The following is a 16,081-nucleotide window of genomic DNA, read 5'->3' as shown; positions in this document are numbered from 1 at the left end:
GCATTTTCAGATAAACGACTTTGGAAGCAATCTCATGAAAAAACGGGCGATGGTTCTGGCGTTTGGCGCAACTTTACTGCTGAGCGGCTGCCAGAATATGGATTCAAATGGTTTATTAAGCTCAAGTACCGGTGCCTTGCAGGCATTTTCATTGAGCGATCAGCAGGTTCAGGCGCTGAGCGACCAGGCCTGTAAGGATATGGACAGCAAGGCTACCATCGCGCCGGCAAACAGCGCTTATGTTCAGCGACTCAATAAGATAGCGGCGGCGCTTGGTGATAACATTAACGGCCAGCCGGTGAACTACAAAGTTTACGTGGCAAAAGACGTCAACGCCTTCGCCATGGCCAACGGCTGCATCCGCGTATATAGCGGCCTGATGGATCTGATGAATGATAATGAAGTCGAAGCGGTTGTCGGCCACGAAATGGGTCACGTGGCGCTCGGTCACGTGAAGAAAGGGATGCAGGTGGCGATTGGCACTAACGCCCTGCGCGCAGCGGCGGCTTCCGCTGGCGGCATCGTGGGTAGCCTGTCGCAGTCGCAGCTTGGCGATCTTGGCGAAAAACTGGTGAACTCACAGTTCTCCCAGCGTCAGGAATCGGAGGCGGACGACTACTCTTATGACCTTCTGCGCAAACGTGGGATCAATCCGACCGGGCTTGCGACCAGCTTCGAGAAACTGTCTAAGCTCGAGGATGGTCGTCAAAGCTCAATGTTTGACGATCACCCTGCCTCCCAGGAACGCGCTCAGCACATTCGCGATCGCCTGCAGGCGGACGGCATTAAATAATTATTTCGGGGGGCAATATTGCCCCCCTTGCTTTGATAAGCAAAAAATATTAATAATGGCTAAACGGCATTAATTGATAATTTAAGCGCACAAACCGTTAAATATACGTAGATGTCGACTCGGTCAAATATATAAGCCAACGCCGCAGCGCTCGAACATTTATTCTGGATATTAAATAAAAAATATACTATTTACCTTTCAGCAAGTTCTTTTACCTTATTTTTAAATAGTCCATAGCTATTCATGAGATCCAGGCGCTACGCACCCTGTAGCACGATTCTTCACGACACATCCATTCATACAATGATTGCTTTCGACACTTTTTCAGGCGACTATCCGAATTGTAACAACACAATTCGACCGTCAGATAAACAGAGAAGTTCCCTCCGTGAAAAAGAAATTAACGTTAATTGCTTTAAGTATTATTGCCTCTGCACCGGCTTTTGCGAGCCAACAATCCGACAGCCAGGGTTTTATTGATGACAGCCATCTGGATCTCTTTTTACGTAACGCCTATATCAAACGCGACTATCGCGATGGGCTGCATGATAAAAGTGAATGGGGTCAGGGCGTTATCGCGACCTTTGAATCCGGCTTCACCCAGGGCCCTATCGGCTTTGGCGTAGACGGTATTGCCCAGTACGGCGTACGCCTGGACGGCGGCCGCGGTAACAGCGGCGCTGGCGGCATCGACTTTTTCGCTCAGGATAACGACGGCCGTGCGAAATCTGATTTAGCCAAATTCGGCGCGACCGCCAAAATGCGCTTCTCCAATACCGTGCTGAGCTACGGTAACCAGCGCCCAACGCTGCCAATTCTCTACGCAGACGATTCTCGCCTGCTGTATGAAACCTTCACCGGGACCATGCTGACCTCTAAAGAGATCGCCGGTCTGGAAGTGAACGCCGGTTACTTCACCGACGAGCAGCGTAAAAGCGACGATAGCCACAACAGCGGTCTGAAGAGCATTACCTTCGGCGGCGCGAGCTATCAGTTTAACGACCAACTGAGCGGCGCACTGTACGCCTCCCACGTCGAAGACGTACTGAACAAACAGTACCTCGGCCTGAACTATGCCCAGCCGCTGGCGGCAGATCAGAAGCTGGTCTTCGACTTCAACGGCTATAACTCTCGCCTGGAGCAGGAATACGCCGACTCGCTGGATACCGGCCGCAGCAACAGCATCTGGAGCCTGGCAACCAGCTACATCTGGGATATTCACACCTTCAAAATCGCCTATCAGCAGAGCAGCGGCAGTACCGGGTACCACTACGGCAGCTACCAGAATCAGGGCGGCGTTGGTGACGGCGGCAATACCATCTGGCTGGCGAACTCCTACTGGTCTGATTTTAACGGTGAAGATGAGCGTTCATGGCAGGCCTCCTACGCGCTGGACTTTGGCGGCCTGGGCTTACCGGGTCTGAGCTGGACCACGGCGTACGTTCGCGGCGATAACATCAAAACGGCGGAAACCAATAACGGTAAAGAGCACGAGTGGTTTAACCAGGTGCAGTACCAGGTCCAGAACGGCCCAGCGAAAGATCTGAAGTTTAAGGTTCGCTACTCGGTGCTGCGCGTTTCCAGCAACGCCAGCGACTATAACGTCAGCGGTAATGAAGTGCGCGTTTACGTGGAGTATCCGTTTAACGCGTTTTAATCGTTGAGTGGTTCCCGGCGTCGCTGCGCTCGGCCGGGCTACACGTTAATCGTAGTCCGGCCGAGGCGTTTACGCCGACGCCGGGGAACCTCCGCGAAGGTCTTACTCGCCCTTCTTCGCCGCCTGGATGTAAAGCATTTCCAGCGCCAGGGTCGCCGCCGCCAGTGCGGTGATCTCAGACTGGTCATAGGCCGGAGCCACTTCAACCACGTCCATCCCGACAATGTTCAGATCCTTCAGGCCGCGCACCAGTTTAATGGCGCGATCGGAAGTCAGGCCGCCGATCACCGGCGTACCGGTACCCGGAGCAAACGCCGGATCCAGGCAGTCGATGTCAAAGGTCAGGTAGACCGGCATATCGCCAACGATCTGCTTAACCTGCGCGATGATGTCGTCCACGGTACGATCGTTCACCTGACCAGCGTCCAGCACGGTGAAGCCGTTGTCTTTGTCGAACTCGGTACGGATACCAATCTGTACGGAATGATTCGGGTCGATCAGACCTTCGTTCGGCGCGGTGAAGAACATGGTGCCGTGGTCGAACTCGCAGCCATTGGCATACGTATCGGTGTGGGCATCGAAGTGCACCAGCGCCATTTTGCCAAAATGCTTCGCGTGCGCACGCAGCAGCGGCAGCGTGACGAAGTGGTCGCCGCCGAATGAGAGCATGCGCTTACCGGCCGCCAGCAGTTTTTCCGCATGCGCCTGCAGCTTTTCACTCATCTCACGGGCGTCGCCGAAAGCGTAAACCAGATCACCGCAGTCCACGACGTTCAGGCGCTCACGCATGTCGAAGTTCCACGGGAAGCGGTTGTGCTCCCAGGCCAGGTTGGTGGAAACCTGACGAATAGCCGCCGGGCCGTGACGACCACCGGCGCGACCTGAGGTCGCCATATCAAACGGTACGCCAGTAATGACCCAATCCGCGTCGCTGTCGTACGGCATGAAGTTCATCGGCAGACGAAGAAAACCAAACGCGTTGGAAACCAGGGAGTTATCGTATTGATGACCTAAGGTGCTCATGTGCTGACCTCTTTTAAAATCACTGTAAAAAAAATCCCCTCCGCGTCGTTAGGCCCGACGAGGAAGGGATTGATTTGGTAACTGCATATTTGCGGCGGATTATCGCCGTTAATTTGTACGGATTCAAGCACAGCGGAGACCGTGCGCCTGGCACCCTCACCCCGGCCCTCTCCCTGAGGGAGAGGGAGAACGGCAGACCGCACCGCTCGGTCCCCTCGCCCCTTTGGGAAGAGGGTTAGGGTGAGGGGCCCCGTAAACTTACTCGTCTTCCAGATAAGTATAGCCGTACAGACCGGCTTCAAACTCTTCCAGGAACTGCTGCTGCAGCTCGGCGTCGAGATCGGTGTTTTTCACCTGGTCACGGAACTGCGTCAACAGGGTGTTCGGATCCAGCTGCACGTACTGCAGCATGTCCGCCACCGTATCGCCTTCATCGGACAACTCAACTTCCACGCTGCCGTCAGGGAAGACAAACACGTCAACCGCTTCGGTATCGCCGAACAGGTTGTGCATGTTACCGAGGATCTCCTGATATGCCCCTACCATAAAGAAGCCCAGCATCGGTGGGTTCTCCGGGTCGTATTCCGGCATCGGCATGGTGGTCGCAATCCCGTCGCCGTCGACGTAGTGATCGATAGCACCGTCGGAGTCGCAGGTGATATCCAGCAGCACCGCGCGGCGCTCTGGCACCTGATTCAGCCCTTCCAGCGGCATCACCGGGAACAGCTGATCGATACCCCACGCATCCGGCATCGACTGGAACAGGGAGAAGTTGACGTAAATCTTATCCGCCATACGTTCCTGCAGTTCGTCGATAATCGGACGGTGCGCGCGGTTGCTCGGGTCGAGCTGTTTCTGCACTTCGTGACACATGTTCAGGTAGAGCTGCTCGGCCCACGCGCGCTCATGCAGGCTAAAGGTGCCTGAAGAGTAGCCGACGTGAATATCATGCAGGTCCATCTGGCTGTCGTGCAGCCATTCGCGCAGCGAGCGGCGGTTGCCCGGCTCGTGCATCTCCTGCCAGGTTTCCCACATGCTTTGCAGCGCGCGTGGCGCATCGCCCGCTGGCGGTGTCGCTTCGGTGTGTTCGCTACGTTCAACGCCGATGATGTTAGACACCAGCACCGTGTGGTGCGCGGTCACCGCACGACCGGACTCGGTGATCACGGTTGGGTGCGGCAGGCCGTGCTCTTCACACGCATCGCCAATCGCCCAGATGATGTTGTTGGCGTATTCGTTCAGGCCGTAGTTCACGGAGCAGTCGGACTGCGAGCGGGTACCTTCGTAGTCCACGCCCAGGCCACCGCCCACATCGAAGCACTGAATGTTCACGCCAAGCTTGTGCAGCTCAACGTAGAAACGGGCGGATTCGCGCACGCCGGTCGCGATGTCGCGAATGTTCGCCATCTGCGAACCGAGGTGGAAGTGCAGCAGCTGGATGCTGTCCAGACGACCGCGTTCACGCAGGATTTCCACCAGTTGCAGAACCTGGTTTGCCGCCAGGCCGAACTTGGATTTTTCACCGCCGGAGGATTGCCACTTACCGGAACCCTGAGAGGCCAGACGCGCACGCACGCCAAGGCGTGGCACCACGTTCAGGCGCTCGGCTTCTTCCAGCACGATAGCAATTTCGGACATCTTTTCGATGACCAGATAGACCTTGTGGCCCATCTTCTCGCCGACCAGCGCCAGACGAATGTATTCGCGGTCTTTATAGCCGTTGCAGACAATCACGCTACGGGTCATGCCCGCGTGTGCCAGCACGGCCATCAGTTCAGCTTTGGAACCGGCTTCCAGCCCCAGCGGTTCGCCGGAGTGGATCAACGACTCAATCACGCGGCGATGCTGGTTAACCTTAATGGGGTAAACCAGGAAGTAGTCGCCGTTATAGCCGTAAGATTCACGCGCACGTTTGAACGCCGCGTTAATCGAACGCAGACGATGCTGCAGGATCTGCGGGAAGCAGAACAGCGCAGGCAGACGTTGCCCCTGCGCTTCACGGGCTTTTACCAACTCGGCGAGGTCAACGCGCGCTTCCGGTACATCCGGGTCTGGGCAGACGCTGATGTGGCCAAGCTCGTTGACGTCGTAGTAGTTATTGCCCCACCAGGCAATGTTGTATGTGCGTAGCATTTTGCTGGCTTCCTGGGAGCTCATCGCAACCTCCTGCATGGAACGTAGTACACCGCGTTCGCCTGCTGACGAATGCGAATCGAATGAAATGTCGTCAGACATAGCGAACCTCAATTATTTATAACAAGTGTAAAACAGTTAACTACTATCGCAGCGTGACGTTGCGATAACAACCCATATACAGCCTGAATAGGCAGCAGAACCTGCTGACGCTCCGACTGTGCGACCGGTTTCTTATTCATATCATTATAAAACAAGCACCTGAACACATTATGACGGTTCAGAGAAACCACGAGAAAACTCTTGTTGTGACAAGAGCGCCCTTGTTCAGTGTTCCGTTACCTACCGGCTCGGGAGTCCTGAGTAGCGCCGAAATGGGTATAACATCGGCTGGTATGCAAAGCAGAATGGGGGGGTGCGGGGAACATCGTCGCGCCAGGACGGCACGGTAGAATCAGCAGAATACAACGGTTCATTATCTCGTATCACCTCCACGGCCGCCCCGAAAGACGAACCTCAAGCCAAAGCAAAAGTCTTAGCCCGGCTGGAAGTGGCAACACGAAAAATGACGTGTGCTTTTTTGTATGAGCCGCGCGCGGCGTTTTATACCGATAACCCACCTAAAATGCAAAATATAAATGTGCAGCTTGCCGCCGGTGTCAGGAAAAATTTCCAATCTCAGTTGCAGCAGAATGCGAGCTATCTCAAAAAAAACTGGCAATGAGGTGAAGATGTGACCTAAAATAGCCGTCCAGATGTTAATCCATCTATACCGATTAACACTCAGACTGCCAGTGACGGCAACCATTAAGTCCGTGGTATAATCTTCCATCGTGATTATTCAAAACAACAGTTTGAGCTAACCAAATTCTCATTGGGTGATATTAAATATGGCAAAACACCTTTTTACGTCCGAGTCTGTATCTGAAGGGCATCCTGACAAAATCGCTGACCAAATTTCCGACGCCGTGCTGGACGCCATCCTTGAACAGGATCCGAAAGCGCGCGTAGCGTGTGAAACCTACGTCAAAACCGGTATGGTGCTGGTCGGTGGTGAAATCACCACCAGCGCATGGGTTGATATCGAAGAGATCACCCGTAATACCGTTCGCGAAATTGGCTATGTGCATTCTGATATGGGCTTTGATGCCAATTCTTGTGCCGTACTGAGCGCTATCGGTAAGCAGTCTCCGGACATTAACCAGGGCGTTGACCGTGCCGATCCGCTGGAACAGGGCGCGGGCGACCAGGGCCTGATGTTTGGTTATGCCACCAACGAAACCGACGTGCTGATGCCAGCGCCAATCACCTACGCACACCGTCTGGTGCAGCGTCAGGCTGAAGTGCGTAAAAACGGCACCCTGCCTTGGCTGCGTCCTGACGCGAAAAGCCAGGTCACCTTCCAGTACGACGACGGTAAAGTGGTGGGTATCGATGCCGTCGTTCTGTCTACTCAGCACGCCGACAGCATCGACCAGAAATCACTGCAAGAAGCCGTGATGGAAGAGATCATCAAGCCGGTTCTGCCTACCGAGTGGCTGAACGCGTCGACCAAATTCTTTATCAACCCAACCGGTCGTTTCGTTATCGGCGGCCCAATGGGTGACTGTGGCCTGACCGGTCGTAAAATCATCGTGGATACCTACGGCGGCATGGCGCGTCACGGTGGCGGTGCATTCTCCGGTAAAGATCCTTCTAAAGTTGACCGTTCTGCAGCCTACGCAGCACGCTATGTGGCGAAAAACATCGTTGCCGCAGGCCTGGCTGACCGCTGTGAAATTCAGGTTTCCTACGCTATCGGCGTGGCTGAACCGACTTCCATCATGGTGGAAACCTTCGGTACCGAGAAAGTGCCTGCTGAGCAGCTGATTGGTCTGGTTCGCGAGTTCTTCGACCTGCGTCCATACGGCCTGATCCAGATGCTGGACCTGCTGCACCCGATCTACAAAGAGACGGCAGCATACGGTCACTTCGGTCGCGAAACCTTCCCATGGGAAAAAACCGACAAAGCAGCTCAGTTGCGCGAAGCGGCTGGCCTGAAATAAGGTTTAGCCGTTTTGATGAAAGCCAGCCTTGTGCTGGCTTTTTTTATGCCTGTTGCTTTGGGAGCTGTTCCCGGCGTCGCTACGCTCGGCCGGGCTACAGACAGACGGCCATCCCGTAGCTCGGCCGAGCGCAGCGACGCCGGGGAAATCCCTGCACCCTAGCATTCATCTCTTTTACGTAACAATTTACAGTTCCACACAATTTAGTGAAAGCGATTACATTAATGCCGCCTTGCTGCACAAGCCCTGATTTAACACCATGAAACAGCTTTTCATAATAATGCTTCATGTTTCAGTAAAGTCTCATAATCGATCTTTTTACTTTATCTGAAACAGAGGTAACCTAATGAATAAATTGATATTTAACCAATACGTAACTTAAACATCAGTGTAACCGATTACACAGTCGTGATTGTAATCACATTTTTTTACGACATACTCTCCTACCCTAAGCATCGATAGAATCAATGACTCAATTGGAGAGCATCATGCCTAACAATAAAAAACAGGGTCGCTCGAACAAGACAATGACCTTCTTTGTCTGCTTCTTAGCGGCGCTGGCCGGACTGCTGTTTGGCCTTGATATCGGCGTTATTGCCGGTGCATTGCCCTTTATTACAACCGATTTCCAGCTCAGCCCGCATACGCAGGAGTGGGTGGTCAGTTCCATGATGTTTGGCGCCGCAGTTGGGGCAGTCGGCAGCGGCTGGCTCTCCTTCAAGCTGGGCCGTAAGAAAAGCCTGATGATCGGTGCGATCCTGTTCGTCGCCGGTTCCCTGTTCTCCGCCGCCGCGCCAAACGTGGAAATACTGCTGCTTTCCCGCGTACTGCTTGGCCTGGCTGTCGGTGTCGCCTCCTACACCGCCCCGCTGTACCTGTCTGAAATCGCGCCGGAGAAAATCCGCGGCAGTATGATTTCCATGTACCAGCTGATGATTACCATCGGTATTCTCGGCGCGTACCTGTCCGACACCGCCTTCAGCTATAGCGGCGCATGGCGCTGGATGCTGGGCGTGATCATCATTCCAGCAGTCCTGCTGCTGATTGGCGTATTCTTCCTGCCGGACAGCCCGCGCTGGTTTGCCGCTAAGCGTCGCTTTAACGATGCTGAACGTGTGCTGATGCGTCTGCGTGATACCAGTGCAGAAGCCAAACGCGAGCTGGATGAAATCCGTGAGAGCCTGAAGGTGAAACAGAGCGGCTGGGCGCTGTTCAAAGAGAACAGCAACTTCCGTCGTGCAGTGTTCCTCGGCGTACTGCTGCAGGTGATGCAACAGTTCACCGGTATGAACGTCATCATGTATTACGCACCAAAAATCTTCGAACTGGCGGGCTACACCAACACCACCGAACAGATGTGGGGGACCGTTATCGTTGGCCTGACCAACGTGCTGGCCACCTTTATCGCGATTGGTCTGGTTGACCGCTGGGGTCGTAAACCAACCCTCATCCTCGGCTTTATCGTCATGGCCGTGGGTATGGGCGTGCTGGGCTCAATGATGCATATCGGTATCCACTCCGCCGTTGCCCAGTACTTCGCCGTACTGATGCTACTGATGTTTATCGTTGGCTTCGCTATGAGCGCCGGTCCGCTGATTTGGGTACTCTGCTCTGAAATCCAGCCGCTGAAAGGCCGCGATTTCGGTATCACCTGCTCTACCGCCACTAACTGGATTGCAAACATGATCGTCGGGGCAACCTTCCTGACCATGCTGAACTCGCTCGGCAGCGCCAATACCTTCTGGGTATACGGTGGCCTGAACGTGCTGTTCATCTTCCTGACCTTGTGGCTGATTCCGGAAACCAAAAACGTCTCTCTGGAACACATTGAACGTAACCTGATGCAGGGCCGTCCGCTGCGCGAAATCGGCGCTCGCGACTAACCGTCATCCCGCTTCCTCCCGCTTGGGAGGAAGCTTCCTCTTGCACCACCTCGCTTCACGCTCTATCCTCAGCCGTTATGAAAACCCCTCGAATTCCTATCGCCGTCCAGCAAAACGTCATGCGCAGCCTGCGGGAAAAACTCGCTCAGGCCAACCTGGCGCTGGGGCGTAACTACCCTGAACCAAAGCTGGTCTATCAGCAGCGCGGCACCTCTGCCGGTACCGCCTGGCTTCAGCAGTATGAAATTCGCCTCAATCCCGTGTTGTTACAGGAAAATCAGCAGGCGTTTATTGATGAAGTGGTGCCGCACGAGCTGGCGCACCTGCTGGTCTGGAAACACTTTGGCCGTGTCGCGCCGCACGGCAAAGAGTGGAAGTGGATGATGGAGAGCGTGCTTGGCGTACCGGCGCGGCGTACTCATCAGTTCGAGCTGGAGTCCGTGCGCAAAAATACCTTCCCCTATCGCTGCCGCTGCCAGCAGCACCAGCTTACCGTTCGCCGCCATAATCGCGTGGTGCGCGGTGAAGCCACCTATCGCTGCGTCCACTGCGGCGAACCATTAGTTGCCGAAATGTAACTAACGGAAATATCTGGAAGTTTTCTGACCTGACTGATTGCATCTGACAACCACATTGGTTACGTTGCGGGCTCGTTTTGAGATGGAGTTCGTGATGTACCGTAATTTGTCTTTTGCCGTGGCGTTTGTCGCTGCGGCACTCTCTGGGCAGGCGCTAGCCGAAGGCATCAACAGCTTTTCCCAGGCGAAAAGCGCGGGCGTAAAAGTGAATAGCGACGTTCCCGGCGATTTCTACTGCGGCTGTAAAATTAACTGGCAGGGTAAGAAAGGCGTTATCGATCTGGAATCCTGCGGCTATAAAGTGCGTAAAAATGAGAACCGCGCCAGCCGCGTCGAGTGGGAGCACGTTGTCCCGGCGTGGCAGTTCGGCCATCAGCGCCAGTGCTGGCAGGATGGTGGGCGGAAGAACTGCGCCAAAGACCCGGAATACCGCAAGATGGAGAGCGATATGCATAACCTGCAGCCCGCCGTCGGCGAGGTGAACGGCGATCGCGGCAACTTCATGTATGGGCAGTGGAACGGTGGTGAAGGCCAGTACGGCCAGTGCGCCATGAAGGTCGACTTTAAAGAGAAAGTCGCCGAGCCGCCGGAGCGTTCACGCGGTGCCATCGCCCGTATCTACTTCTATATGCGCGACCGCTATCAACTAACACTCTCCCGCCAGCAAACCCAGCTATTCAACGCCTGGGACAAAATGTATCCCGTCAGCCAATGGGAGTGCGAACGCGACCAGCGCATCGCCAAAATTCAGGGTAACCATAATCCATATGTGCTGCAGGCTTGCCAGGCGCAAAAGAGCTAACCTACACTAGCGGCAATTGTAATTTTGCCCAGCCCTCTCCCCGGCGGAGAGGGCGTAGCCACAGATGGAATTCAGACTATGCGCATCCCTCGCATCTATCACCCAGAATCACTCACCGTCGGCACGCAGGTTGCCCTTTGCGAAGATGCGGCGAACCACGTCGGGCGCGTTTTGCGTATGGGCAAAGGCCAGGCCATTCAGCTGTTTGACGGCAGCAATCACGTCTTTGAGGCCGTTATCACCGATGCCGGTAAAAAGAACGTGACGGTCGAAATCCAGAGCAGCACCCTCGACGATCGCGAATCTCCGATCCATATTCACCTCGGCCAGGTGATGTCGCGCGGCGATAAAATGGAATTCACCATCCAGAAATCGATTGAACTGGGTGTAAGCCTCATTACGCCACTTTTTTCCGAACGCTGCGGCGTTAAACTGGATGCCGAGCGTCTGAATAAGAAGATTCAGCAGTGGCAAAAAATCGCCATTGCCGCCTGTGAGCAGTGCGGTCGCAACCAGGTTCCGGAAATTCGCCCGGCGATGGACGTTGAAGCGTGGTGCGCCGAGCAGGATGATGCACTGAAGCTCAATCTGCATCCGCGTGCCAGCGCCAGCATCAACACGCTGCCGCTGCCGGTGGAGCGCGTACGCTTGCTGATTGGCCCGGAAGGCGGCCTGTCAGCGGATGAAATTGCCATGACCGCACGCTACCAGTTTACTGATATTCTGTTGGGGCCTCGCGTTTTGCGCACAGAGACTACCGCACTCACCGCCATCACCGCACTGCAGGTGCGCTTTGGTGATTTGGGTTAAAGGAGAACAATAATGATCAAGCTCGGCATCGTGATGGATCCCATCGCAAGCATCAACATCAAGAAAGACACCAGCTTCGCTATGCTGCTGGAAGCACAGCGTCGCGGCTATGAACTCCACTATATGGAGATGAACGATCTTTATCTGATCAACGGCGAATCCCACGCGCGTACGCGTCTGGTGAGCGTTGAGCAGAACTATGATAAATGGTACGAATTCGGCAGCGAGCAGGATATTAAGCTCGCCGACCTCGACGTTATCCTGATGCGTAAAGATCCGCCGTTCGACACCGAATTTATCTACGCAACTTATATTCTGGAGCGCGCGGAAGAAAAAGGGACGCTGATCGTCAACAAGCCGCAGAGCCTGCGCGACTGTAACGAGAAGCTGTTTACCGCCTGGTTCTCCGACCTGACGCCAGAAACGTTGGTGACTCGCAACAAAGCCCAGCTGAAAGCGTTCTGGGAAAAGCACGGCGACATCATCATGAAGCCGCTGGACGGCATGGGCGGCGCCTCTATCTTCCGGGTGAAGGAAGGCGATCCGAACATTGGCGTGATTGCCGAGACCCTGACCGAACTGGGCAGCCGCTACTGCATGGCGCAGAACTATCTGCCCGCCATCAAAGACGGCGATAAGCGCGTACTGGTGATCGACGGTGAGCCGGTGCCTTACTGCCTGGCGCGTATCCCGCAGGGCGGCGAAACCCGTGGCAACCTGGCTGCCGGTGGTCGTGGCGAACCGCGTCCGCTGAGCGAAAGCGACTGGGCCATCGCCCGTAAAGTCGGCCCGACGCTGAAAGCCAAAGGTCTGATCTTCGTTGGCCTCGACATCATCGGCGATCGTCTGACGGAAATTAACGTCACCAGCCCGACCTGCGTGCGTGAAATCGAAGCGGAATATCCGATTTCTATTACCGGCATGCTGATGGACGCGATTGAAAAACGCCTGCAAAAATAAGCTATTGCCCTTAAACGGCGGGAGGGAACCCGCCGCCAATCAGGCTTTTCGCCCCCACCGTAAACGGGCAAGCCTGGTGACAGCCGTGTACTTTCCCCGCATACTGGGCATTGCTGCGTATTGAAACAGGACAAGAACCTCTGATAATGAATTTACAGCATCATTTCCTTATTGCTATGCCATCCCTTCAGGATCCTATCTTCCGCCGTTCCGTGGTTTACATCTGCGAATACAACGACGATGGCGCGATGGGCATCATCATTAATAAACCTCTGGAAAATTTGCAGATCGAGGGCATCCTCGAGAAGCTGAAGATCACCGCTGAACCGCGCGATCCCGCTATTCGACTGGATAAACCCGTGATGCTGGGCGGCCCGCTGGCCGAAGATCGTGGCTTTATTCTGCACACGCCGCCGGCATCGTTCTCCTCAAGCATCCGTATCTCCGATAACACCATCGTTACCACCTCCCGCGACGTGCTGGAGACGCTGGGTACCGCGCGTCAGCCAAATGACGTGCTGGTTGCGCTGGGCTATGCCTCCTGGGAGAAAGGACAGCTGGAGCAAGAGATCCTCGATAACGTCTGGCTGACCGCGCCTGCGGATCTCAATATTCTGTTTAAAACGCCGATTGGCGAGCGCTGGAAAGAAGCGGCTAAGCTTATTGGTATCAATATCCTGACCATGTCTGGCGCTGCGGGGCACGCATAATGAGTAGTGGAACACTGCTGGCTTTTGATTTCGGTACACGCAGCATCGGCGTGGCCATTGGTCAACGCATCACCGGAACGGCGCGCCCGCTGGCCGCGCTGAAAGCGCAGGACGGCACGCCGGACTGGAACCTGATTGCTCGCCTGCTGAAAGAGTGGCAGCCAGAAACGGTGATTGTTGGTTTACCGCTCAATATGGACGGCACCGAGCAGCCGCTGACCGCCCGCGCGCGCAATTTTGCCAACAAGATCCATGGCCGCTTTGGCGTTGCGATCACGCTGCATGACGAGAGATTAAGCACCGTTGAGGCTCGTGCAGGGCTGTTTGAACACGGGGGATTTCGCGCGCTGGACAAAGGTAGCGTCGACTCAGCGTCTGCGGTGGTGATTCTGGAAAGTTATTTCGACCAGGGTTTCTAGCGCGGCCGCCCCCGGGAAATCAATTCCCGGGAACAGACCTGTTATACGCGGCTGAGGCTCATCGCACAGCCCACGCATTGGCCATCTGATGTCAGGATATTAGTGACGCAGATTTTCGTTTGCCCAGCTTACCGCCTGAGTTCTGTTTTTCACGCTGAGTTTGCGGAAAACATTATACAGGTGCGTACGCACGGTATTTTCACTGATGAACAATGCGCGAGCAATATCCATATTGGTCGCACCGTGGCGTAATTCATTCAGAATTTCGCATTCACGTTCAGTCAGTGGAACACTATCATGAGTTTCTTCTGTATGTTCAACAGCATACATTGCCGGGTGCATCACGCTCAATTCAGCCGTCTGCTCGCCGTTTAAGACCGCTTTGACGCCCTCAATTAAGCGCGATTCCTCGTCGTCGTGACGGAAAACGCCGTACAATGCTGGCCATTGAGCCATTTCGTATAATTCATACTTCTGCGCGCTATTAATAATAAGCAGGCGCGGAGAGTCGAACTGGGTACGAATAATATCGCGCCAGATACCGTTCAGTTTTTTGTTGGAAACAGCGATGTCGAACAACACCACGGTGCCTTTGCTCAGGCGCTGCATCAGCGGTTTGTTGATGTTATGCACATCGACAGAAACTGACAGTAATTCAGCAAGGTAGTTGGCAAATGCGTTGGCTTGTACTGACGGATGGGTGATAAGAATAATCTTGCGGGAATTAGATGCACTCTCTGTTACTTCAAACATTTTGAAACTCTCCATAGTCTATTTCCACCATCATGGTGTTTTATAAGTCAAAGCAAAGGTAAACCTAATACCATTAATAATAAGGATTACTCACGAAGTGAAATAATATTTCATAAGATTAGTCCTAATTACATAAATAGAATAGAACGAAGAGCTAAGAAGTGTCAAAAGAATATCAACCTTTTTTTGTAAGCCTACGCAACATAATGTAATCGAACCATTACAAATAACTCATCCTAATGGCTTAGAGATTATTACCCTATTAGAATAAAAATCGTAGTAAGTTATAAAAATGTTTTGTGCATTATCACGTAGAAACCACAAAAAATACATTCGCGCAACAGGATAAATAATTATATTTACAAACGCTATTTAAAATATAATCACTTAAAATGTACTTATTGAAAAACAGGAATTACATCACATTATTAATGTATACATTGTGGTAGGAAAAATGTTTCAGCGCCGGGCCGATTTATCTACCGATTACCGGCGTGAAAAGTATACTCCCTTCGCAACGCTATAGCATCCCGGCGTTCACCCGCTGCTGATAGCTCTGGCTGAAAGTCTGCATCCCGCTCTGAAGGCCGGTCTGCATCACCCCGGCCAACTGGTGTGTCTTTCCTTCGCGAATCAGGTTGCCCACGGCGGGCGTGTTGATCAGCATTTCAAACAAGGCAACCCGCCCGCCATGATTACCCGGCTGTAACTTTTGCGATAGCACCGCGCACAAGCTGCTAGCCAGTTGGTGACGCACCGGCTCTTTTTCCTGCGCGGGGAAAACGTCAACAAGACGTTCAATGGCCTGCGCCGCCCCTCGCGTATGCAGGGTTGCCAGCACCAAGTGCCCGGTTTCTGCCGCCGTCAGCGCGAGCCGAATGGTATCGCTATCGCGCAGCTCGCCCAACAGGATAACGTCAGGATCCTGACGCAGCGCCGCCCGCAGAGCTACGGAAAATGAGGCCGTGTGAGCCCCGACTTCGCGCTGATGAATTAAACAACTGTCGCTTTCATGTACAAACTCCACCGGATCTTCGAGCGTCATAATATGCCCTGCCAGTTGGTGATTGAGGTGATCAACCATCGCGGCAAGGGTCGTCGATTTGCCGCTGCCCGTCGCACCCGTCACCAGAATAAGCCCGCTCTCTTCCCGTAGCAGTTCCGCCAGCGCCACCGGCGTATGCAGCGCCGCAAGCGTTGGACAGGTCATTGGAAGCAGTCTCAGCACCAGAGAGATACCCTGGCTGTGCGTAAAGGCGCTGGCACGCAGGCGCGGACAGCCAGGCAGCGAGAGCGCAAAATCCAGCTGATGGCGCTGCTGCCATTCGCGCTTTTGCGCTTCATTGAGCCAGCTCGCCAGCAGCATTTGCGGGTCCGGCGAGGAAAACGGCGCGATCAAAAGCTTTCCGGCCTGGCGCCAGCGTGCCGTCCTGCTGCTACATAGGTGTAGATCCGATACGTTATGCTTTACACTAAGCGACACCATTTCTTGTATATCCATAGACCCACCAGCAC

Annotated in this window: 17 protein-coding genes; 11 read left to right on the top strand and 6 right to left on the bottom strand. The window is 54.2% G+C overall.

Features of this window, described 5'->3' with window-relative positions:
* Window positions 1-34 precede the first annotated feature (34 nt).
* Both V6944_RS10010 and V6944_RS10005 read left to right on the top strand, forming a co-directional pair.
* Window positions 35-793, top strand: a complete 759-nt coding sequence (locus V6944_RS10010) for a M48 family metallopeptidase (RefSeq protein WP_220439522.1) — start codon at window positions 35-37, stop codon at window positions 791-793.
* A 388-nt stretch (window positions 794-1,181) separates the two neighbouring features.
* On the top strand, window positions 1,182-2,450 hold the full coding sequence (locus tag V6944_RS10005; protein ID WP_333498835.1) for an OprD family porin: 1,269 nt from the start codon (window positions 1,182-1,184) through the stop codon (window positions 2,448-2,450).
* Window positions 2,451-2,552: 102 nt separating this feature from the next.
* Here V6944_RS10005 and speB read toward each other — a convergent pair whose 3' ends face one another.
* From speB to V6944_RS23320, 4 genes are all read right to left on the bottom strand, one after another.
* A complete protein-coding gene (gene speB / locus V6944_RS10000) occupies window positions 2,553-3,473 on the bottom strand; it encodes an agmatinase (protein WP_123652553.1) in 921 nt (306 codons plus the stop codon).
* Between the two features lie 258 nt (window positions 3,474-3,731).
* Entirely contained in the window at window positions 3,732-5,708 is a 1,977-nt protein-coding gene (gene speA / locus V6944_RS09995) for a biosynthetic arginine decarboxylase (RefSeq protein ID WP_333498834.1), read from the bottom strand.
* Between the two features lie 8 nt (window positions 5,709-5,716).
* Window positions 5,717-5,848 (bottom strand): acid stress response protein YqgB, encoded by a 132-nt coding sequence (gene yqgB / locus V6944_RS09990; protein ID WP_185668313.1) that lies wholly within the window; start codon window positions 5,846-5,848, stop codon window positions 5,717-5,719.
* A 96-nt stretch (window positions 5,849-5,944) separates the two neighbouring features.
* Complete coding sequence (locus V6944_RS23320) at window positions 5,945-6,034, bottom strand: hypothetical protein (protein WP_442910732.1); 90 nt, start codon at window positions 6,032-6,034, stop codon at window positions 5,945-5,947.
* On the opposite strand from V6944_RS23320, the gene V6944_RS09985 reads away from it, so the two are divergent.
* From V6944_RS09985 to ruvX, 9 genes are all read left to right on the top strand, one after another.
* The gene (locus tag V6944_RS09985) at window positions 6,022-6,330 is read left to right on the top strand and encodes a hypothetical protein (protein WP_255581259.1); all 309 of its coding nucleotides are present in this window, start codon (window positions 6,022-6,024) and stop codon (window positions 6,328-6,330) included. The genes V6944_RS23320 and V6944_RS09985 overlap by 13 nt on opposite strands.
* Window positions 6,331-6,496: 166 nt before the next feature.
* Window positions 6,497-7,651, top strand: a complete 1,155-nt coding sequence (gene metK, locus V6944_RS09980; protein WP_220439526.1) for a methionine adenosyltransferase — start codon at window positions 6,497-6,499, stop codon at window positions 7,649-7,651.
* A gap of 488 nt (window positions 7,652-8,139) precedes the next feature.
* A complete protein-coding gene (locus V6944_RS09975; protein WP_185668316.1) occupies window positions 8,140-9,534 on the top strand; it encodes a sugar porter family MFS transporter in 1,395 nt (464 codons plus the stop codon).
* A gap of 77 nt (window positions 9,535-9,611) precedes the next feature.
* Window positions 9,612-10,112, top strand: coding sequence for a SprT family zinc-dependent metalloprotease (locus V6944_RS09970; protein WP_074398731.1), 501 nt, complete (start codon window positions 9,612-9,614; stop codon window positions 10,110-10,112).
* A 94-nt stretch (window positions 10,113-10,206) separates the two neighbouring features.
* Entirely contained in the window at window positions 10,207-10,914 is a 708-nt protein-coding gene (endA, locus tag V6944_RS09965) for a deoxyribonuclease I (RefSeq protein WP_064542663.1), read from the top strand.
* Between the two features lie 78 nt (window positions 10,915-10,992).
* The gene (rsmE, locus tag V6944_RS09960) at window positions 10,993-11,724 is read left to right on the top strand and encodes a 16S rRNA (uracil(1498)-N(3))-methyltransferase (protein WP_185668318.1); all 732 of its coding nucleotides are present in this window, start codon (window positions 10,993-10,995) and stop codon (window positions 11,722-11,724) included.
* A 12-nt stretch (window positions 11,725-11,736) separates the two neighbouring features.
* Window positions 11,737-12,684: a glutathione synthase gene (gene gshB / locus V6944_RS09955; RefSeq protein WP_333498833.1), complete on the top strand. Its 948-nt coding sequence runs from the start codon at window positions 11,737-11,739 to the stop codon at window positions 12,682-12,684.
* A gap of 146 nt (window positions 12,685-12,830) precedes the next feature.
* Entirely contained in the window at window positions 12,831-13,394 is a 564-nt protein-coding gene (locus V6944_RS09950; protein WP_333498832.1) for a YqgE/AlgH family protein, read from the top strand.
* Window positions 13,394-13,813: a Holliday junction resolvase RuvX gene (gene ruvX, locus V6944_RS09945; protein WP_035892025.1), complete on the top strand. Its 420-nt coding sequence runs from the start codon at window positions 13,394-13,396 to the stop codon at window positions 13,811-13,813. The genes V6944_RS09950 and ruvX overlap by 1 nt, the downstream gene beginning before the upstream one ends.
* A gap of 99 nt (window positions 13,814-13,912) precedes the next feature.
* Here the strand turns inward: ruvX and V6944_RS09940 are convergent, their stop codons facing one another.
* Together V6944_RS09940 and V6944_RS09935 are read right to left on the bottom strand one after the other, a co-directional pair.
* Window positions 13,913-14,566, bottom strand: coding sequence for a LuxR C-terminal-related transcriptional regulator (locus V6944_RS09940; RefSeq protein WP_185668417.1), 654 nt, complete (start codon window positions 14,564-14,566; stop codon window positions 13,913-13,915).
* Window positions 14,567-15,086: 520 nt separating this feature from the next.
* Window positions 15,087-16,067 (bottom strand): type IV pilus twitching motility protein PilT, encoded by a 981-nt coding sequence (locus tag V6944_RS09935; RefSeq protein WP_333498831.1) that lies wholly within the window; start codon window positions 16,065-16,067, stop codon window positions 15,087-15,089.
* Between the last annotated feature and the right edge of the window lie 14 nt (window positions 16,068-16,081).

It is taken from the genome of Kluyvera sp. CHPC 1.2972 (assembly GCF_036759925.1).
Taxonomy (GTDB): domain Bacteria; phylum Pseudomonadota; class Gammaproteobacteria; order Enterobacterales; family Enterobacteriaceae; genus Kluyvera.
The sequence above is the reverse complement of the archived record's forward strand: the minus strand, read 5'-3'. Positions and strand labels throughout refer to the sequence as shown.